Origin of the sequence: Ruminococcus intestinalis, from assembly GCF_014288065.1 — a bacterium.
Lineage (GTDB): Bacteria > Bacillota > Clostridia > Oscillospirales > Acutalibacteraceae > Ruminococcoides > Ruminococcoides intestinale_A.
In genome coordinates this window covers 251950-273023 of the sequence record NZ_JACOPS010000001.1, presented here as the reverse complement: position 1 = coordinate 273023, position 21074 = coordinate 251950, and the positions used below count along the sequence as shown (strand labels likewise).

The following is a 21074-nucleotide window of genomic DNA, read 5'->3' as shown; positions in this document are numbered from 1 at the left end:
TCCATTATACTTTTGATTTCATTTGTTTATTGTTCTTAATTAGTAATATAAAACTTATAACCGCAACAACTGCCTCGGTAATCGGAATTGCAAACCATATTGCAAAACCGCCGAAAAGCATAGGCAATGTAATAAGCAAAACCGAACTTATAATAATATTTCTAAGCATTGACACCGCAAGCGAATAACCGCCTTTCATCAATGACTGGAAATAGTAGGTTGAAAGCACATTTACACCCATTGCAAAGAACGCAATAAAGTAAATCGGCATAGCGGTTTTAGTTACCTCTCGTGTTGCATCTGTAAGGTCGATAAAGCACGATGCAACTAATTCAGGGAAAAGTATTCCCGATAATGCAAAAACAACGCCCATTATAAGCACTGTTGAGTAGGCATATTTACGCAATTTTGCTATTCTGCCGTTCTGCCCTGCACCAAAGTTGAATGCCGAAACAGGTTGTACAGCCTGACCTACACCCACAAACAAAGCATTGAAAAGTATTGCACAGTTTGCAAGAACACCATACACGGCAAGCTCCGCATTTGAGCAATAATTTAACAATTGTAAATTAAATACAAATATAATAATCGCATTTGAAAGTTCGGTAATAAATCCAGACAAACCGCCTTTTAGAATTTGAAAAGTATTTTTTAATACCTTAATCGGTTTAGATATTCTGATTGTATTTTTCTTTGAAAGAAAATGAGTAAGACAAACCAACCACTGAACCGTAATACCCGATACCGACGCAATAGCCGCACCTGCCATTCCCATCTGCGCAGGATAAACAAGAACAATGTCGAACACTACATTGACAATTCCGCCGGCTGTAACAGCAATCATGGCACGGTTAGGGTCTTTGTCACTTCGTACAAAAGCGGAACAAAAATTAACCAACACACTCGGAATTGCAAAATAGTAATAAAACCGTACATAATCAAAAGCCAAATCAAAAAGTTCGTCTTTTGCACCCATAAGCGAAAGTATTTGCTTGTCAAAAATATTAAATAACACGCAAATAATTATCGCAGCCGTCAAAACACCGAGCAAAGCTGTGGTAAAGCATTTATTTGCTTTTTCGTCATCACCCGTACCCTTATGTACACTGAATAACACCGAGCCGCCAATACCAAACAATATACCGATTGACAGCATAAAGCTGATTATCGGGGTTGTCATATTGAGCGCCGCAAGTGCGTTATCGCCAATTCCTTTGCCTATTACAACAGCGTCAGTCATCAAATATACAGACGCTACAACAGCACTGCCCATTGACGGAAAAAGATACCTGAAATATAAATTTTTTACACTGTCATTTAATAAATCCACAATGACCTCCATACAAAAAACTTGCCAACAGTCAGATAAAAATCGGCTTTTGGCAAGTCAGAATCAATACATTTTCAATTATTAAAAATCCGTTTAATAATTGGCATTATTCAAATTTCATATAGCCGTCATACTGAGCTTTAAAAAGCTCAAAAACCTTATTCAAAAGCTCTTCGTCCTCAATGCTGACAAATTCTTCGTTTTCATCATCAAGAGATTGAATCTTGAAAATAACAACCTCATCAGCATTTGCGCTGTTCTCAATCAAAACAGCAAATTCATCATTGTCATAATCAACAACGCCGAGAATTTCAAAAACAACTTCTTTGCCGTTTTCGTCTGTCAAAGCAATCAAAGCACCGTCTTCGTTAAATTCGTTCTGAACAGATTTATTCTTATCAGCCAAAAATATCACCCTGTCTTTTTTCATTTAATAAAAGTATAGCCTAAAATGCCGATAAAATCAAGTAAAATATAAAAAACACAGCTATCTTTTTGACAGCTGTGTTTTTATCAATTATTCGGTTTTAAAGGGCCTTAGTAATAACTTGCGGTTGCTCCGCCGTCACACATAAAATCCGTTCCTGTATACAAATACTCCGTTCCACACTGTACTTCTTGTTTGATTGTATTGTATGGACGATGAAGTTCTTTTGCTATTTTGTAAAACGACCGGTGGTCTATATTAAGCCTGATTGATATATAGTATCGTTCTTCTCTTATTAAATGGTGACCTTTCTTATGTTGGTGTAAAATTAAGTGTATCCATAGTGACGATTCCTTTCGAATTTGGGTGTGGTAAGTTAATTCTACTACGAAATCGTTTCTATGGATATTCTTTTTTATTCTTTCATCTTCATTTTACAATTTGCGAATAATATACAGTTAAAAGCTTTGACATAAGTACCACCAATATGATAGATATAATATACTTTATTTTTACAATATTATATTACAACTTAAAGTCAACTTTAAATCAAGAGATTATTTTTAATGTATTTTTTTATAAAAACAGGCGACAGCCTGAGCCATCGCCTGAAATTTAATAAATTATTTTATTTAATCAGCAGATTAAGCAATATTCTCAAGAACCTTGCCTGCATTGCCTGTTCCGTCAAAACCGCCTGCAACATACTTCTGGATAGCAGTTACATCAAGAACATTGATTTTGCCATTGCCGTCAACATCAGCAACTGCCTCATTAACAGTTACATCAGCATATTTAGCAATATACATCTGGAGAGTTGTGACGTCGTTAGCATCAATCTTGCCGTCGCCGTTTACATCGCCAATATATGTCTTAGGTACAGCATCTGTAACAGTAACAGTTGCAACTGCACCTGCCTTTGTAGCATAGTTGAAGTTTGAAAGGTCAATTCTGAGTGTTACATCAGCAAGCTCATATGGTACATTTACAGTGAGGTTCTCACCATTGTATACAGCGTCAAATGCAACGCCGGATTCAGGTGTGAATTTCTCTTCTGCACCGCCCCAGCTGTCAGCCCATGTGCCGTTAGCTGCGAACTTAACCTGGTAGTTGTCAAACGCAGTTACATTGTGATATGTAATCTCATAAACCTTATCTGCAACCTGCTCCATCTCATTAGCTGTCTCATCCCAAGCTGCACCGTTTAACCATGATTCATCATCAGGATCACCGTTACCAACAGCATGCATACTTGTGATTACAATATCTGTAACAAGCTTTACTGCATCGCCTGTTACTGTAATTTCGCTTGTTGATGGGTTGTATGTAACAGTAACATCACATGTATCTGTTACATCAAATGTTATATTATTGCCTGTAGCATCGCCAATCCAGTTCTGCTCGCCGTCAGCTGTATTTTCTACAACTTTAATCTGGAGCTTTTCAGCAGGAGCAACTCCGCTAAATACCTTTGTATATGTACCGTCAGCATTCTTTGTCATTACATTTTCAGGTGCTTCAGCAGGACTACCCTTCCATAAAACACCGCAAAGTTCTTCTGAACCTGCTACTACATATGTAGATTCAGCTTCAGGTGTAACGCCGAGGTATTCAGCAATTTTTTCAGCAGATGCTGTGTTAGGATATGCTTCAGGATCAGCAAGCTCGTCGGCATACTTAGATACATATAAATCGTAAACATCCTTAGGAGCTGCTTTGATGAACTCGTTTGCACAAGTTTCCTGTACCTTTTCAGGAGTAAGGATAGAAGCATTCTTTACACCATAGTCATGGAGGAACTGAGCTACCATTTCTTCAGCTGTGATACTTGTAGGAATGCTCTCGCCTACTACACGACCTGTTGATGTGATTTCGAGCTTAGGACCGTAAACAGCGGCATTAGCTTTGCTCTTCCAAACTGATCTATAGTCCTTTTTCTGTGAGTCTTGAGAGTTTTCGTATGTTTCGCCTGTAACAACGATTGTATCGCCGTAGCATGACTTGCCCATGGTTACATTACATGTCTGATAGCCCTTGTCGCCTACAATTGAGAAAATAGCTACATAATCCGCACCATCTTTAAGCGTTCTTTTATATTTTGCATCAATATCGTACGAATAGATGTTGCCACTGACATATTTACAAACCTCACCCTTTGTCTGCCATGACGTTTCCTTATAATCAGGGTCTCCGGCAACTGCATATGTATGAGCGTAAACCTTAAGTGCACTTACATCTGTTTTTACTAAAGCGTCTGCCCAAATCTCGGTCGGAACTTCAAAATAAATTTTTGTGTCGGTTACATCTTCAGCTGCTGATACTGAAAAAGCGGTTACGGCAGATGTAGAAAATGCCATAAGTCCTGCAACTGTAAGACTGAGAACCTTATTTGTTTTTCTCATTGGAAAATCCTCCTTTTATTTACTCAAATTTGTGAGTATAATTATTATACACTATTTTTTAAAGAAATGCAAGGCATTTTATATAAATTAATAAATTTTTTATCAAAATTTTAACAACTATTTTAACAACTAAATAAAAGTATATTACCACATTTTAATTGACATAAGCGGCAGTTTGTAGTATTATTTAATAGTATAATTTTATGTATATGATTTTGTAAATATTTGAAATGAGGTTACAGATATGGACAATTCAAAAAAGACTATGGACAAAATTGTTGCTCTTTGTAAAGGCAGAGGCTTTGTATATCCGGGTTCGGAAATATACGGCGGACTTGCAAACACATGGGACTACGGCCCACTCGGTATGGCTCTCAAGAATAATATCAAGCAGGCTTGGCTTAAAAAGTTTGTTCAGGAAAACAAGTATAATGTAGGGCTTGACTCTGCAATTCTTATGAATCCGCAGACATGGGTAGCTTCGGGTCACCTCGGCGGTTTCTCTGACCCGCTTATGGATTGTAAGGAATGTAAAACCCGTCACCGTGCAGACAACCTTATCGAAGATTTTGACGGTACAAATGTAAGCGGCTGGTCAAACGAGAAAATGACTGAATATATTAAAGAAAAGCAAATTCCTTGCCCACAGTGCGGTAAGCACAACTTTACAGATATCCGTCAGTTCAACCTTATGTTTAAAACATTCCAGGGTGTTACAGAGGACAGCAAAAACGAAATTTATCTTCGTCCGGAAACTGCACAGGGTATTTTCGTAAACTTTGCAAACATTCAGAGAACAAGCCGTAAGAAAGTACCTTTCGGCGTTGCGCAGATCGGTAAGTCTTTCAGAAACGAGATTACACCGGGCAACTTTATTTTCCGTGTTCGTGAATTTGAGCAGATGGAACTTGAGTTCTTCTGCAAGCCGGGTACAGACCTTGAGTGGTTTGAATACTGGAGAGGTTTCTGCCGTGACTGGCTCTACTCGCTTGGTATGAAAGCCGAAAACTTAAGACTTCGTGACCATGCAAAAGAAGAGCTTTGCTTCTATTCAAAAGCTACTACAGACTTTGAATACCTCTTCCCATTCGGTTGGGGCGAACTTTGGGGCGTTGCTGACAGAACCGACTATGACCTTACACAGCATATGAAGACAAGTGGCAAGTCACTTGAATACTTTGACCCACAGACAAATGAAAAGTACATTCCATATGTAATTGAACCGTCACTCGGTGTTGAGCGTCTGTTCCTTGCAATTGTGGTTGAGGCTTACGATGAAGAAGTTATCGACGAGAAAGACACAAGAGTTGTTCTCCACCTCCACCCTGCACTTGCACCGTTCAAGGCAACTGTTCTTCCTCTTTCTAAAAAGCTCAACGATAAAGCACAGGAAGTTTATGATATGCTTGCCAAAGACTTTATGGTTGATTACGATGATGCAGGTTCAATCGGTAAGCGTTACAGAAGACAGGACGAAATCGGTACACCGTTCTGCATCACATATGACTTTGAATCAGTTGATGACGGCTGCGTGACAGTCCGTGATCGTGACACAATGGCTCAAGAAAGAGTTGCTATCGACAAACTTAACGAGTACATTGCAGAAAAAATCAAATTCTGATTTTCTTAGCAAATAAGATCAAATAAAAAAACGACTGCATTATAACCGAAAGGTAGAAATGCAGTCTTTTTTTATTTAGGCTGTTTTTTACAGCTCCTTTAATTATTAACTATAAATAAATTTATTAAACCGACTCAAGTTTAATGCTTTCGCCGTCAGATGTAATATTAATTGCTGAAAGCGATGCCGAGCCTGCCTCAATCATTGCGTTGGCAATCTTTTCTTCTACTTCTCTTCTGATAGTATTTCTAAGATCTCTTGCACCACTGCTGCCGTTGCAAGATTTTTTTGCAAGGTACTCGCAAGCCTTTTCATCAAAGCTAAACTTGATGTGCTTTTCTTCCATTGTAGGAACATACTCTGAAAGCATAAGGTTGGCTATCTTTACAAAATCATCTTCCTTAAGGCTGTTAAATACAATGATTTCATCAACACGGGCAATAAACTCTGGGCGAAGAAACTCTGAAAGAGCCTTCATTACCTTTTCTTTAGATGCCTCTTCCGATGACTTACCGAAGCCGAGAGCATTCTCTTTATTTGCCGAACCTGCATTAGAAGTCATTACAATTACAGTATTCTCAAAGTTTACTGCTCTGCCGTGCGCGTCTGTAACTTTACCTTCATCGAGAATCTGAAGAAGAATGTTGAGTACATCAGGATGTGCTTTTTCGATTTCATCGAAAAGAAGTACGGAGTACGGTCTGCGTCTTACTTTTTCCGTAACCTGTCCTGCCTCGTCATAACCTACATATCCCGGAGGTGAACCGATAATCTTAGACACGGAGTGTTTCTCCATAAATTCCGACATATCAAGTCGTATGAGAGTTTCAGGAGTATCGAAAAGTTCCTGACTGAGTACCTTTACAAGTTCGGTTTTACCGACGCCTGTAGGACCTACGAAAATAAACGATGCAGGTCTGCGTCTTGGAGAAATCTGCACTCTGCTGCGTTTAATTGCAGATGCGAGAACTTCCACCGCCTCGTCCTGACCGATAATTTTCTTTTTAAGAGCATCTTCAATACCTGCAAGTTTAGCAAGTTCGTTTTCTCTGATTCTTGATGCAGGGATACCTGTCCATAATTCGATTACTGTAGCAATATCTTCTTCTGTAACCTTAGAAACAAGGGTTTCAGGGTCAATTTTTGAAAGTTCAGAATCAACTCTTGCAAGAGCGGTATTTACATTTGCAAGTTTTTCGTAGTCGATTTCATCAGCAGTGGAGATTGCCTCTTTCTGCAAATTAAGTTTTTGCTGTTCGTCAATAAGTTTGTCGTGTTTTTCCATATTTTTATTACGGAGAGCGGCACACGCACAGCTTTCGTCAAGAAGGTCGATTGCTTTATCAGGTAAGAATCTGTCTGTAATGTATCTCTCTGAAAGCACAACAGTCTTGCGTACAATTTCATTATCAACAGTAACATGGTGATGCTGTTCATAATATCCTTTTACGCCTGCAATAATGTCAACAGTCTGCGCAATAGTAGGTTCGCCTACCTTTACAGGCTGGAAACGCCTCTCAAGCGCAGAGTCTTTTTCAATATATTTTCTGTATTCGTTAAATGTGGTTGCGCCGATAACCTGAACCTCGCCTCTTGAAAGTGCGGGTTTAAGAATATTGGCAGCATTCATTGTTCCCTCATTATCACCTGTACCGACAAGTGTATGTACTTCATCAATGAAAAGAATAATATTTCCGTTTTCCTTAACTTCGGCAACAAGTCCTTTAATACGGCTTTCAAACTGTCCTCTGAACTGTGTTCCCGCAACGAGTGAAGCAAGGTCAAGAAGATGAATTTCTTTATTCTTAAGGCGCTGCGGAACATTGCCGTCTGCAATTCTTAAAGCAAGCCCCTCTGCAATCGCTGTTTTACCTACACCCGGCTCACCGATAAGACAAGGGTTATTCTTTGTACGGCGTGAAAGAATCTGAATAACACGCTCAATTTCTTTATCTCTGCCGACAATATTGTCAATTTTGCCCTCTCTTGCCTTTCTGGTAAGATCCTCACAATAAAGGTTGAGGTGTTTTCTGTTTTTATCTTTTTTCTCTTTCTTTTTGCCGCCGCTCTTAGCGGAACCGTCGGTATTGTTTTCACCGTTTTTAGCACCGAAAATATTATTGAAGAAAGCCGGGAATGTCGGTGCGCCGTGTGAGAAATCATCGTCCTCACTGCCTCCGTCTTCGCCTAACTCGCCCATACTTTCAGCAAGGTTGTCTGCACCAAGCTGCTGCATAAGTTGAGAAAGGTCGCCGTTTTCACCCATATTCTCCATAAGGGAATCCATCTGATCCTGCACATTTTCAAGATCATCATCTGAAATTCCCATCTTATTTATTAAGTCCTCAACAGGCTTTATGCCAAGCTCTTTTGCACAAGTAAGGCAATAACCCTTTGTGGCTTCATCCTGTGGATTGTTTGTTGAAACAAAAACGACAGCAGGTCGTTTTCCGCATCTGCTACAAAGCATAGTCTGCTCCTTTATACATAAATTATTTAAGCGATAAACAATACCGCAAGTTTAAACATCGTTAAAATTAAACACTATTTAAATCTATTACCATATATAATATATCATAACAGAAAATTTTGCAATTCTTTTTTGTCGTTTTTTCTAAATTTTTTAGTAAAATGAGATTATTGTTTGCTTTTTTCTTTCTTTTTTGCCTTGTCCTCTTTTATAAGTGCCATATAAATCTTAGCATATCTGTAAAGAGCGTAAAGCATAACAACAGCTGTAATCGAAAGTAAAATATCGTCTATTAACAAATTTTCGTAATTAATAACCGCCTTTAAAAAGACTATTATACATACAGCAAAATAAAAAACTATTGTTGCAAGTTTACCAAACCATTCGGCGGCAGGAGGAGTTATTTTCCTTTTTAAAAGAGAAACACCGCCAATCAGCATTGCCACATCTTTTGCTATTAAGACTACAAGAATCGGTATTACATTAGGCGCATAAAAAGCCATACAAAACATAACTGAAATTAAAGTAATTTTATCCGCAATAGGATCAAGCAACTTTCCGAGTTGAGTTACCTGATTTAATTTTCTTGCAAAAAATCCGTCAAGACAATCCGAAATACCCGACAAACCAATACATATTGCTGACTCCAAATATTTTTCATTTAAAAACAAAATAACAAACGGTACGACAAGTGCAAATCTCAAATATGTAAGTATGTTCGGTACTGTCCATAAATCTGATTTTTGCTTAATTATCTTTTTATTTTCGTTGTCCATTTTCATTCCCCTTTATTATATTCAGCGTTTGAAAATTGAAAAAGCAACTCCGCTTATTCCCTCATTGAGCACAGCGGTTGAATTTGTAAAGTCCATTATTACCGCAAGCACTGCAAGGCATATTAAAGCAACAACTATACCCTCGGCAGCACCGAAAACACCGCCGAGCACTCTGTTAATCGGACTTATTACAGGTAATTCAAATAATTTATTTACAAGTTTAATAATCAATTTAAAAATAATTATCAAAAGTATAAATAATATTATTGCAATAAAAAATGAGAATATACCCGTTACAATAGGTTTTACAAAATTATCGGTAACCTGAACGGCTGTAAGTTTAGCTGTTGATGCCGTTCCCACAAAGCAATCTACAAGTCTTTGTTCATCAAAATTAAACAGGTTGCAGAAAAAAGAAACTATAGAAGACACCCATCCCGGCAAATCGCCGAGTGCACTGTTTACGGAAATTTCTGTATTTGTTACCGCATTGTTGAGGTTTGCTATTAAATCATTTCTGACAAAAGAATTAAAAATCCAGTCCGATATTACACCCGAAAGCAAATTTGAGAGTATAGCCGAAGCTACAACCGCAGCTATATTCATAATTGCTCTTGCAAAGCCTCTGATTGCTCCGCTGATAATAAAGATAATTATAACAGCAAGAAAAATTATGTCAAGTATCATAAATTCCCCTCTTTAGGCTTTATCATCAGTCGCAACTTTCTCGGTTGCTTTCTGATTATTGTTAAGTTCAATAAATCTTATCTGATTTACACTCAGCACATAAGCTGTAGTATCGGAAGAAAGAATTATATTTTTAGAACCTGCGCCCGTTTCGGTTGCGAATACTTTATCGCCCCTTGTATTGTAAACATTTGCGGTATTTCCGTCAAGCAAAGCGATTTTGTCCTTGTAAACCGAAATGGCGTCAGCTTTGCTGTCTGTATCGATTTTAGATTTTTGAGAGCCGTTTGAATCATATGTATAAACCGAGCAACTTCTGCCGTCGCCGCTTCTTGAGAGTGCAACCGCATATGTCAATGTATCCATATTAAAATAATAATTTGAAAGTGTCATTGACTCATAAGAATTTGTTACAAAATTCTCATCGCCTTTTTTTACAACATAAGACGCTGTATTGCCCACAAGTGCAACTCTGTTGTCGGTCAAATATTTTGATGCGATAATTACATCACCGTCAATTTTTATAACCTGTTCAGGCTCTTGCTTTGAAAAATCGAGCATATATACTGCGGAAATGACTTTACCGTTTTCAGTAGTTATACCCGTTGCGGCACAACCTGTACCGTTACTGTTTAATGTAACCGAAGTAATATAATATTCCGAAAAAGAATATTTAAAAATTCTGTTATTATCTTTATTAAAAGCCAAAAGTGTAGAAAGATAACCGTTGCCCTCGGTAACAATTGCATATACACCGTTAGATGCAATATCTGCAGTGTAAATATCATCATCCGTATTTGATGCAAAAAGCTGCTTATCAAGCGAGTTTACTTCGTATCCTTTACCGCCGAGGTCATATGTAAGGAACATATTTTTGTTGCTTACGAGAATCGGCTTTGAATACTTAAGCTGTGTACTGAATATATCACTTCCCGATGAATTTAAAGTGACAAAGGAAGTATCAGATGCATAAGCTATGTGTCCGTCAGAAAGCACAAAGTTATTTGTATTAACCTCTGTTCCCGTAATAGATACGGGATACCCGTTACCCGCATTGCCGAGTACATCGTATGTCCACCAGTTTGCAATACTTTCGGGCGAAAGTCTGTCTCTGTTGGCAAAAGCAAATACTACAAGTCCTGCCGCAAGTACCACACATACGGAAATAATTATTTTCTTAACTGCCGCAGGCGACATTTCTGTTTTTTCAAGTTCATAGTCCTCAAGCGGTACATCTTCGTAACTTATAACATCACGGTCAGTCTTTTTTGCTTTTGTTTCGGCAAAGCGATGACCTTTTGACTTTGGTTTTGATTTTGTTTTTGAATTATCTTTAGATTTCTCAAATTTACCGGAAAACATTTCTGTTCACTCCTTCAGGTAAATAACCCCTTAATCGTAATTAACCCTGTTAAGATACAGACCACAGGGCTGTGCTGTAGGGCCTGCAAATTTTCTGTCTTTTTTTTCGATTATACCCGCAATTCCGTCAACAGGTATCTTTCCCTGCTGAATCCTTAAAAGAGTACCGACCATAATTCTTACCATATTATAAAGGAATCCGTCAGCCTCTACTTTCATAGTTACAAGATTACCCTCTCTTGTAACCGAAAAAGCTTTTACTGTTCGTGTCATATCTCCTTTTTCTCTGCTGTCGAGAGTGCAAAAAGAAGTAAAATCGTGAGTACCCACATAAGCCTGCGCCGCACCGTTAAGCATATCTTCGTCAAGCTTATATCTGTAATGAAGAGCATAACCGTCAAGAAACGGATTTCGCACTTCAGTGTTCCATATTTTATAAATATATTCCTTGCTTGTGCAACTGTATCTTGCGTGAAAATCAATGTCTGCCTCTTCACAGTCAAGCACCGCAATACTAAGCGGCAACCATCGGTTTAATGCCGCTTTTAACCTTACATCGGCAATCGGATGTGAAGTTTTAAGGCTTATACAGTACATATTTGCGTGAACTCCGCTGTCCGTACGGCTGCACCCTTTTAAATCAAAATCATCACCGATAATTTTAGACAATGCAGTCTGAAAAGCCTCCTGCACAGTCATTGCGTTGTTCTGAATCTGCCAACCGTGGAACTGCCTGCCGTCATATGAAATTGTAAGTTTAAAATTCCTTAAAGTGCTGCCGGAATCAATATGTTGCATAAAACCACTCCGCAAATTACAAGTCCAACTGTTATCAAACCGATAACATCTCGTTTTGCCATATGAATACTCTTCATTCTTGTTCTGCCCTCGCCGCCGTGATAGCAACGACATTCCATAGCTGTTGCAAGGTCATACGCTCTTCTGAACGATGAAACAAACAACGGAACAAGAATAGGAATCAATGCTTTTATTCGTGCAATAACATTACCGCCCTCAAGGTCTGCTCCTCTTGCTTTCTGTGCCTGCATAATTTTATCGGTTTCTTCAAGCAAAGTAGGCACAAATCGCAGTGCAAGCGACATCATCATAGCAATTTCGTGTACAGGAAAATGTACTTTATTTAAAGGCTTCATCAATCTTTCGATTGCGTCCGTAAGCTCTGTCGGAGATGTTGTAAAAGTAAGAGCAGAGCTTGCAAGAATAAGACAAATAATTCTAACCGTTACAAACACGGAACGGTTAATTCCGTTGACCGTAATTTTAATTATTCCCCACTGCCATATCGGATCTCCCGTACCGTAAAACAGATTTAATATTGAAGTTACTATTACTATGAAAATAATAATTTTTAAACTTTTAAAATAAAACTTTACAGGCACTCCGCTCATAAGAACTATAGCGGCTGTGCATACTGCCACAACGGCAAGAGCCGCATAGTTAAATGTGCAGAACACAAGCGCCAGAAAAGCAATAAGCATAATAATTTTTGCTCGTGGGTCAAGTTTGTGTATAAGGCTCTTTGCGGGGAAATACTGGCCGAAAGCTACATCTCTTACCATTACCTTGCCTCCTTTTTTATAAAAGGAAGAAGGTAATCAACCGCTGAATCAACAGTCAGTATGCCCTCAGGCACATCTACTCCCCTTTTTCTGAGCTGTGACATTATTTTTGTTATCTGCGGAATACGCAGACCTATTTTTTCAAGCTCGTCACCTCTCGCAAAAACCTTTTGAGTTTCGTCAAACATAACGAGCTTTGATTTATTCATAACCACAATTCTGTCTGCCACACGGGCAATGTCCTCCATACTGTGAGAAACAAGCAGAACCGTGTTCTGTCTTTCTTTGTGATAGCGTACTATCTGACTTAAAAGTACATCTCTGCCCATCGGGTCAAGTCCTGCCGTCGGTTCGTCAAGCACGAGTACATCAGGGTCCATTGCTATTACACCGGCAATAGCCGCTCTGCGCTTTTCTCCGCCCGACAAGTCAAAAGGTGATTTATACAAAAGTTCGTCCTTTATGCCCGTAAATTTTGCGGCTCTGCGAACTTCTTTATCAATTTCTTCTTGTGAAAGTCCTTTGTTGAAAGGGCCGAAAGAAATATCTTTGTATACGGTTTCTTCAAAAAGCTGATATTCGGGATACTGAAAAACCATACCCACTTTAAAGCGTATTTTACGAATTTCCTTTGGCTTGTCCCATATATCAACTCCGTCAAGCAAAACCTGACCGCTTGTCGGTTTCATAAGTCCGTTAAGCATTTGCACAAGCGTTGACTTACCCGAACCGGTATGACCGATAATTCCGATAAGTTCTCCCTTATTTACGGAAAAACTGACATCATTAACCGCCTTTTTTTCAAAAGGTGTTCCTACTCCGTAGGTGTAGCAAATATTCTTTAGTTCAAGGATACTCATTTCAACACCTCCATAAGCAAATCGACGCATTCGTCACTGTCAAGCGGCATTTTGTCAATCTTCGCACCGCAGCCGATAAGTCGGTAGACAAGTTCTGTTGCCTGCGGAACATCAAGTCTGTGCTTTTTCAAAAGTTCAACCTGTGAAAAAACATTGTCGGGTGTTCCCTCTGTGAGCACCTTACCGCTGTCCATTACAATTACTCTGTCGGCAAGTACCGCCTCATCCATATAATGTGTAATAAGCACAACGGTAATACCTTTTTCTTTATTCAATTTTAAAAGGGTTGACATAACCTCTTCTCTGCCGTTCGGGTCAAGCATTGCGGTAGGTTCGTCAAGTACGATGCAGTCAGGCTGCATTGCAAGTATGCCCGCAATAGCAACTCTTTGTTTCTGACCGCCCGAAAGTTTGTAAGGTGCGTCTTTTCTGAAATCGTACATATCAACGGCTTTCAGTGCGTCATCAACCCTACGCCTTATTTCAGACGGTTCAACTCCGAGGTTTTCCGGGCCGAAAGCAACATCTTCTTCAACAACGCTTGCTACAAGCTGATTGTCGGGATTTTGCAGTACAAGACCTACCTTTTTACGAATATCAAGAGTTTTTTCTTCATCTGCCGTATCGTCGCCGTCAACAAATACTTTTCCTTTGTCGGGAACAAGCATTGCATTCAGATGTTTGGCGACAGTTGATTTTCCGCATCCGTTATGGCCAAGCAAGGCTACAAACTCGCCCTTTTCTATTTCCAAAGACACACCGTCAACTGCATTTACTATAGGCTGGCCCTCGTCTTCGGACATATAAGAAAAAAATATATTTTGAATAGAGATAAACTTCATTAATTACTTCTCCCAGATAGCTGTTGAGCCGCACGGCAGAACAAGTCCTGTGTCAGTTACAGGCAATCCGATTTCGCTGCTTGAAACCTTACCGCCAAATTTTGTTTTCAGCAAAACGCCGAGCAAATACTCCATAACCGCAGGCGAAAGACCTGTTGTGTAGGAATTAAGAATAAAGAAAGCAGGGTCATCTGACATAACCTGTCTGCAAAGTTCAACCAACGGATAGAGCTGTTCCTCAAGTTTCCAAACTTCACCGCCCGGACCTCTTCCGTATGACGGCGGATCCATAATGATACCGTCATATCGGTTGCCTCTTCTGATTTCACGCTGAACGAATTTTGCACAATCGTCAACAAGCCATCTTACGGGTTTGTCGGCAATATTACTTGATACAGCGTTTTCTTTTGCCCACTGTACCATACCTTTTGAAGCGTCTACATGACATACGCTTGCACCTGCTTTCATACACGCAAGCGTTGCACAGCCGGTGTAGCCGAAAAGGTTTAATATTTTAAGAGGTCTGCCCTCTTTTTTTATTTTTTCTGCGGCAAAGTCCCAATTCACAGCCTGCTCGGGAAAAACACCCGTGTGTTTAAATCCCATAGGCTTTATGTTAAATGTAAGACTACCGTAATTTATACTCCATTGTGCGGGGATTTTTTTGTATTGCTCCCAGCTGCCTCCACCTTTGTTGCTGCGGTGATAGCGTGCGTGAGCCGAATACCAAAGCGGATTTTCCTTTTCTGTTGACCAGATAATCTGCGGATCGGGACGAATTAAAATAATATTGCCCCAACGCTCAAGTCGCTCTCCGTCAGAAGCGTCAATAAGCTCATAATCCTTCCAATTTTCAGATAAACGCATTATGCCAATCTTTCCCTTACTACCTGTGCTGCCTCTTCTGCAAGAGTCTGAATCTGCTCAAGATTTTCGCCCTCAAGCATAACTCTTACGAGTGGTTCCGTACCTGATACACGAACTAAAATTCTGCCCGTGTCGCCAAGAATTTCCGTTACACGATCAATTTCCGCTTTAACTTCCTTATCCGTATAGAAAGAAAGTTTGCCTTCGTTGCTTACCTTAACATTGATAAGTACCTGCGGATAACGCTCCATAATCTTTGCAAGGTCGCTTAGTTTTTCGCCTGTGCGTTTCATAATTGAAAGCAGCATAGCACCCGAAAGTTCACCGTCACCTGTTGTTGAGTGGTCGAGGAAAATAATATGTCCGCTCTGCTCGCCGCCGATATTATAGCCGTTCTGGAGCATTGACTCAAGTACATAACGGTCGCCGACCTTTGTGGAAACAAAATCAATGCCGTTAGCCTCGCAGAATTTTGAAAAGCCCATATTGGTCATAACAGTACCTACGGCTGTATTCTTTTTAAGTTTGCCGTTCTTCATCATATCGTTTGCACAAATAGCAATGAGGAAGTCACCGTCAACAAGATTACCGTTTTCGTCAACCGCAAGACATCTGTCTGCATCACCGTCAAAAGCAAGACCTGCACTAAGCTTATTTTTGCGTACATATTCCTGTAATTTCTTTGTATGGGTTGAACCGCAGTCTTTGTTGATATTAATACCGTCAGGCTCGTCAAAAAGCATATGAACCTTAACGCCGAGTTTTGTAAAAAGCTTTTCGGCGGTTCTTGAAGATGAACCGTTTGAGCAGTCAAGAGCAACTTCCATACCGCTTAAATCTTCGCCGACAGCCTCTGCAACATGATTAATATAATCATCAACTGCAGACTCAAGAGTATCTACTCTGCCGATTTCGCCGTCATTTGCTGTCGCATACGGAACTGCGTGGTCAAGTACGATTTCTTCGATTCTGTTTTCGAGGTCATCCGGGAGTTTGTATCCCTCTGAACTGAAAATTTTGATTCCGTTAAATTCAAACGGGTTGTGAGATGCAGAAATCATTACACCTGCATCTGCATTGTATTTCTTTACAAGATAAGCAACTGCCGGAGTAGGAACTACACCTAAAAGTTTAACATTTGCACCTACCGAGCAAAGACCTGCAATAAGCGCACCCTCAAGCATATCGCCCGAAAGTCTTGTGTCTTTACCGATAAGAATTGTCGGATGCTTAACTTCATCGTTTACAAGCACCATTGCGGCTGCTCTGCCTATATTCATTGCAAGCTCGGCTGTAAGCTCTGTATTAGCCACGCCTCTTGCGCCGTCTGTACCAAAAAGTCTTCCCATAATAGTTTTTCCTCCAAGTTTTGTATTTAAAGTTGTATTTATTAATTTTGTGAGTTTTTATCAAAAAGATTAGGTTGTGTCGGCATTGCGTTTACCGCACCCTTTGGAAAATCGTACCCCAAATGACGGCAAGCCGCCGCCGTAATACATCTGCCTCTCGGTGTTCTGCTTAAAAAACCGATTTGAAGTAAATACGGCTCGTAAACATCTTCAATGGTTACCGCCTCTTCACCGATTGCCGCTGCGAGGGTTTCAACTCCGACAGGGCCGCCGTTGTAGAAATTGAGTATAGCCTCAAGCAGGCGTCTGTCGTTTCTGTCAAGACCAAGTTCGTCAATTTCAAGTCTTTCAAGAGCAAGACGGGCCGTATCGCAGGTAATAATTCCGTCAGACATAACCTGTGCAAAGTCACGCACACGCTTTAAAAGTCTGTTTGCAATTCGTGGTGTACCTCTTGAGCGTGACGCAATTTCAAGCGCACCGTCAGGTTTGATTTCTATATCAAGAATACCTGCGCTTCGTGTTACAATCTCCGCAAGTTCCTGCGGCGTGTATAATTCAAGTCTTAAAATTACGCCAAAACGGTCACGCAAGGGCGCTGTAAGCTGTCCTGCTCTTGTTGTAGCGCCTACAAGCGTAAATTTAGGCAAAGGCAAGTGATACGAAGCTGCCATCTGACCCTTACCCGTAATAATATCTATTGAAAAATCTTCCATTGACGGATAGAGTATTTCCTCTACCGAACGGCTCAAACGATGAATTTCATCTATAAAAAGCACATCGCCCTGATTGAGGTTTGTAAGTAAGGCGGCAAGGTCACCCGGTTTTTCTATTGCAGGACCGGAGGTGATTCTTAAAGAAACTCCGAGTTCGTTTGCAATAATTCCCGCAAGTGTTGTTTTACCGAGTCCGGGAGGGCCGTATAAAAGTACATGGTCAAGCGACTCTCCTCTGATTTTTGCAGCCTCAATAAAAACCTTAAGATTTTCCTTTGCGGTTTCCTGTCCGATATACTCCGAAAGGGTTTTCGGACGCAAAGGATTATCTCCCTCTATATTGTCTTCAGGGATTTCTGATGTATCAAGTATTCTGTTTTCAAAGTCAAATTCATCCGAAAACTCCGGTTTACTCATTTATCAATTTCTTCCCATCTGTTTTAATGTCATTGCTATAAGCTGTTCAACAGGCAAACCTGCGTCAAAATTTGCAAGAACAGGCGAAACATCAGCAGGTGTATAGCCAAGCACACCGAGTGCCTCGATTGCCTTCGGAACATTTCCGCCGGCAGTCTGCGGCATTTGTACATTGCCCGATTGAGTCTGTTCTGATTTTGCAAGCTTGTCCTTAAGTTCAAGTATAATGCGCTGGGCAATTTTTTTGCCTATGCCCTGCGCTCTTGTAATTGTTTTTATATCATCGGTCGCTATAGCCATAGCTACCTGTTCTGCGGTAAGTTCGGACAAAACAGAAAGTCCCGCTTTAGGACCGACTCCGCTTACGCTTATAAGTGTTTTAAAGGTTGCAAGTTCGTTTTGAGTTGCAAATCCGAACAAATCGACTGCATCTTCACGCACATTAAGGTAGGTATAAAGAGTTACCTCGGAATTAAGTTTGAGCGTTTTTAGGGTATTCATTGTAGTCTGACAAAGGTAACCTACTCCGCCGCACTCAACTACTGCCGCAGAATTTTCCGTATGTATAAGTTTTCCTCTTACCGAATAAATCATTCCCCTATTCTCCTTTCAAACATCGTTCTTCTAAGTGCCGAACCTGCCGCCTGAGCGTGGCAAATAGCTATCGCAAGTGCATCCGCCGTATCATCGGGTTTCGGCACTTCCGACAAATGCAAAAGTTTGCGTGTCATTTCCATAACCTGCGGCTTTTTTGCCTTGCCGTAACCTGTAACGGCAGTTTTTACCTGCAACGGCGTGTATTCGTAAATCGGTATTTTCAGTTTTTGTGCGGCAAGCAGAATAACTCCTCTTGCCTCCGCAACCATAATTGCCGTTTTCTGATTGTTTTGAAAATACAGTTTTTCTATTGCAAGCGCATCGGGGCGGCAACGATTAAGCACATTAAAGATTTCATCATAAATATACTCAAGTCTGTAATTAAAATCCATACCTGCCTGCGTTTCAACCGCACCAAAGCCGAGTGCCTTATAGGTATTTGATTTAAAACCGATTGCACCCCAACCGACTATTGCATAGCCGGGGTCAATCCCGAAAATTACCAAGGCACTACCTCCCAAAATCGCAGTATCGTCATTTTAGCCTATACTACCGCATAATAATTAGCATTATATCACAAAACAATCTAATTATCAATAAAAATGCTCTTTAATTTGAAAAATATAAATTAATTTTCGACCTGTTTTTCAATTTCAATTTGATTTCCGCAATAACTGAGAGTAAGTTTATCTCCGCTTACCGTATAATCAAAATTGTAGCTCTGCTTAAACTCCTGATTAAATATAATAAATCTGTTTTCATCAATTACATATAAACCGTCAATTGTGATTTTGTCCTCACCCGATTTCAGAGTAAGTTTGGCGGTATTATCAGAAAAGCTCAAACTCACCTCCGCACCGCCTTTAAGCACGCCGTGCCAATTTTCACTTGTAAGCTCGTAGCTTTCTCCGGAGGTATCGGCAGTACACGAGCAAAAAATAAAACAAATTATACAGACAAAAACAGCAAAAAACTTTTTCACAAACACCTCTCCCTTCTCTTACAAAATATATTACAAAAAATATTTTATATAACCGTCTTACAAATTTGTTATTTTTCTTGAAAAGCATTATCTGTTTATGATATAGTATATTTGTATGCACATAAAAACTTGGAGGGATAATTTTGCAGTATGAATATACCATGCCACAAAATATTTTTGAAGAAAACGGAGAGGTAATGTGTGCCGGTTGGGCCAAAAAACCTTATTTTAATTTTAACAAAGAACTAAGTAAACAGAATAAACACATAAAAGAGAGCGTAAGTTATTTTTTAAGTACGGGAGAAGTTTCGCTTTATATTTCCACAGAAAACTCAGGTCTTGATTTTTACATAAAAATAGCACTTGCAAATTTAAAAAACGGCAATGTAATTTCCGATTTTGCCTACAAAAAACAACTTCTCGGCAGAACAGAACTTCCCGAAAGCAAAGAGAGCGGACAGCTTGTTTTTTCAGACAAGCGCATTGAATTTGCCGTAGTAAAGGTTAAAAACGAACGCACCGTAAAATGTAACTTCTACGACTTCGGCGGAAAGGCAGATTTAAGTTTTGAATTTAATATAGATGACAAAAGCGGTGATATTTTAGACCAGGTTGCACCGTTTGAGCGTGACAGAAAGTACTTTTATTTCAAACGCTTTATGCCTGTATTCAGCGCAAGCGGCACAATAAAAGTCGGCAAATCACAATATACGCTAAAAGAAGAAAACACCTCTGTTTATATTGACAGCACATATTATTCAAAGCCAAGACTTCACAGCTACCAGCGACTTACAGCAGATTATATGAGAGGCGAAAACCGTTTTTCGCTTAATCTCGCAAGCAGAGTCGGCGACAACCGCAACGGCAGTGAGAACAGTTTTTTCCTTAACGGAGAATTGCACAAGTTATATAAAATCGAAGTAAAAAATAATGACGGCAGAATTGACCGTCCGTGGTACTTTAAAGGCGGAATTGAAGCAGTCGACATAACATTTAAACCTAACAAAATCGGCGATAAAGCTATGGTTGCACAAATGGACAACACTTCCGTCACATTCGGCGTATTGTTCGGAAAACTTAAGCGTTACGATTATGACGCACCGCTTGTACTTGACAATATTCCCGCACATATGGTATTTAATGAATTTTAATAACAAAAACAGCCTTGACCGTATTTTCACATACAATCAAGGCTGTAATTTTTTTTAAATTATTTTCTTATGTTCTGCTTTTTGTTGTCATCAGAAGAATCTTTTGTAAATCGTGCAACTATAGCAATGGTTGTCAAAAATGAGATAAGAAGATAAATGAGAATTGAAAGTATGGCACCAAGGCTCATTGCAACACCTGCAATAGCAAGTATGGCCACAATGCCTGCCGCACAACAAAATAAAGATACTATATTTTTTATGTTTCTCTCTCTGTCAAAAAGGCAAAAGAAAAATCCGATTATCGGTATAATAATTAAAATAGGAGTGTACATTACATAATTCAAAAATGCATCTCCGAGAGTACCGTCTGCAGTACCGCCGATAAATGACATAAGGTCAAGCACCGAGTAAGAGAAAAATTTGCCGTCTGTAGTTGCACCCTGAATATACGGCATAGAACATAACATAACTAATAATGCATAAAAAATACATTGTGCAATTCTGAATCTTTTTCTTGTTTTATTTTCAGGAATTTTAAGCATTTATATCCTCCGAAATACGAGTATTCAAACACACAGTGCCGAATACCTCAATTTATTGTTGTAAAATTAATTATAACACATAATTTTCAGTTGCAC

Annotated in this window: 21 protein-coding genes; 2 read left to right on the top strand and 19 right to left on the bottom strand. The window is 39.5% G+C overall.

Annotated elements, in window-relative coordinates:
- Positions 1-4: 4 nt before the first annotated feature.
- The 4 genes from H8R91_RS01320 to H8R91_RS01310 form a co-directional block, all read right to left on the bottom strand.
- Positions 5-1330 (bottom strand): MATE family efflux transporter, encoded by a 1326-nt coding sequence (locus H8R91_RS01320; protein ID WP_186934571.1) that lies wholly within the window; start codon positions 1328-1330, stop codon positions 5-7.
- A gap of 106 nt (positions 1331-1436) precedes the next feature.
- Complete coding sequence (locus H8R91_RS01315; RefSeq protein ID WP_375792794.1) at positions 1437-1745, bottom strand: DUF1292 domain-containing protein; 309 nt, start codon at positions 1743-1745, stop codon at positions 1437-1439.
- Between the two features lie 122 nt (positions 1746-1867).
- A complete protein-coding gene (locus H8R91_RS12370) occupies positions 1868-2086 on the bottom strand; it encodes a helix-turn-helix domain-containing protein (protein ID WP_366477113.1) in 219 nt (72 codons plus the stop codon).
- Positions 2087-2401: 315 nt separating this feature from the next.
- Positions 2402-4159, bottom strand: coding sequence for a dockerin type I domain-containing protein (locus tag H8R91_RS01310; RefSeq protein WP_186934569.1), 1758 nt, complete (start codon positions 4157-4159; stop codon positions 2402-2404).
- 244 nt (positions 4160-4403) lie between these two features.
- Here H8R91_RS01310 and H8R91_RS01305 point away from each other — a divergent pair, with 244 nt between their 5' ends.
- On the top strand, positions 4404-5780 hold the full coding sequence (locus tag H8R91_RS01305; RefSeq protein WP_022235375.1) for a glycine--tRNA ligase: 1377 nt from the start codon (positions 4404-4406) through the stop codon (positions 5778-5780).
- 124 nt (positions 5781-5904) lie between these two features.
- On the opposite strand, the gene H8R91_RS01300 is transcribed toward H8R91_RS01305, so the two are convergent.
- From H8R91_RS01300 to H8R91_RS01235, 14 genes are all read right to left on the bottom strand, one after another.
- On the bottom strand, positions 5905-8250 hold the full coding sequence (locus H8R91_RS01300) for an ATP-dependent Clp protease ATP-binding subunit (RefSeq protein WP_186934568.1): 2346 nt from the start codon (positions 8248-8250) through the stop codon (positions 5905-5907).
- 167 nt (positions 8251-8417) lie between these two features.
- On the bottom strand, positions 8418-9026 hold the full coding sequence (locus H8R91_RS01295; RefSeq protein ID WP_186934567.1) for a CDP-alcohol phosphatidyltransferase family protein: 609 nt from the start codon (positions 9024-9026) through the stop codon (positions 8418-8420).
- A 21-nt stretch (positions 9027-9047) separates the two neighbouring features.
- Positions 9048-9713: a CvpA family protein gene (locus H8R91_RS01290; RefSeq protein ID WP_186934566.1), complete on the bottom strand. Its 666-nt coding sequence runs from the start codon at positions 9711-9713 to the stop codon at positions 9048-9050.
- A gap of 12 nt (positions 9714-9725) precedes the next feature.
- Positions 9726-11075, bottom strand: coding sequence for a DUF5711 family protein (locus H8R91_RS01285; protein ID WP_186934565.1), 1350 nt, complete (start codon positions 11073-11075; stop codon positions 9726-9728).
- 30 nt (positions 11076-11105) lie between these two features.
- On the bottom strand, positions 11106-11873 hold the full coding sequence (truA, locus tag H8R91_RS01280; protein ID WP_186934564.1) for a tRNA pseudouridine(38-40) synthase TruA: 768 nt from the start codon (positions 11871-11873) through the stop codon (positions 11106-11108).
- Positions 11843-12655: an energy-coupling factor transporter transmembrane component T family protein gene (locus H8R91_RS01275; protein WP_186934563.1), complete on the bottom strand. Its 813-nt coding sequence runs from the start codon at positions 12653-12655 to the stop codon at positions 11843-11845. The genes truA and H8R91_RS01275 overlap by 31 nt, the downstream gene beginning before the upstream one ends.
- A complete protein-coding gene (locus H8R91_RS01270; RefSeq protein ID WP_022235368.1) occupies positions 12655-13515 on the bottom strand; it encodes an energy-coupling factor transporter ATPase in 861 nt (286 codons plus the stop codon). The genes H8R91_RS01275 and H8R91_RS01270 overlap by 1 nt, the downstream gene beginning before the upstream one ends.
- Complete coding sequence (locus tag H8R91_RS01265; RefSeq protein WP_022235367.1) at positions 13512-14357, bottom strand: energy-coupling factor transporter ATPase; 846 nt, start codon at positions 14355-14357, stop codon at positions 13512-13514. Before H8R91_RS01265 ends, H8R91_RS01270 begins: the two co-directional genes overlap by 4 nt.
- A 3-nt stretch (positions 14358-14360) precedes the next feature.
- The gene (locus H8R91_RS01260; protein WP_178586389.1) at positions 14361-15224 is read right to left on the bottom strand and encodes a class I SAM-dependent rRNA methyltransferase; all 864 of its coding nucleotides are present in this window, start codon (positions 15222-15224) and stop codon (positions 14361-14363) included.
- A complete protein-coding gene (gene glmM, locus H8R91_RS01255) occupies positions 15224-16573 on the bottom strand; it encodes a phosphoglucosamine mutase (RefSeq protein WP_186934562.1) in 1350 nt (449 codons plus the stop codon). Before glmM ends, H8R91_RS01260 begins: the two co-directional genes overlap by 1 nt.
- A 41-nt stretch (positions 16574-16614) precedes the next feature.
- Positions 16615-17706 carry a Holliday junction branch migration DNA helicase RuvB gene (ruvB, locus tag H8R91_RS01250; RefSeq protein ID WP_186934561.1) on the bottom strand — a complete coding sequence of 364 codons (1092 nt, stop codon included), beginning with the start codon at positions 17704-17706 and terminating at the stop codon, positions 16615-16617.
- 3 nt (positions 17707-17709) lie between these two features.
- Positions 17710-18300, bottom strand: a complete 591-nt coding sequence (ruvA, locus tag H8R91_RS01245) for a Holliday junction branch migration protein RuvA (protein WP_186934560.1) — start codon at positions 18298-18300, stop codon at positions 17710-17712.
- On the bottom strand, positions 18297-18809 hold the full coding sequence (gene ruvC / locus H8R91_RS01240; protein WP_022235363.1) for a crossover junction endodeoxyribonuclease RuvC: 513 nt from the start codon (positions 18807-18809) through the stop codon (positions 18297-18299). The genes ruvA and ruvC overlap by 4 nt, the downstream gene beginning before the upstream one ends.
- Before the next feature lie 122 nt (positions 18810-18931).
- Positions 18932-19285, bottom strand: a complete 354-nt coding sequence (locus H8R91_RS01235; protein ID WP_186934559.1) for a hypothetical protein — start codon at positions 19283-19285, stop codon at positions 18932-18934.
- A 143-nt stretch (positions 19286-19428) separates the two neighbouring features.
- Between H8R91_RS01235 and H8R91_RS01230 the strand changes: the two genes are divergently transcribed.
- Positions 19429-20436, top strand: coding sequence for a DUF2804 family protein (locus H8R91_RS01230; protein ID WP_022235361.1), 1008 nt, complete (start codon positions 19429-19431; stop codon positions 20434-20436).
- A 59-nt stretch (positions 20437-20495) separates the two neighbouring features.
- On the opposite strand, the gene H8R91_RS01225 is transcribed toward H8R91_RS01230, so the two are convergent.
- Positions 20496-20978 carry a hypothetical protein gene (locus H8R91_RS01225; RefSeq protein ID WP_186934558.1) on the bottom strand — a complete coding sequence of 161 codons (483 nt, stop codon included), beginning with the start codon at positions 20976-20978 and terminating at the stop codon, positions 20496-20498.
- Positions 20979-21074 lie beyond the last annotated feature (96 nt).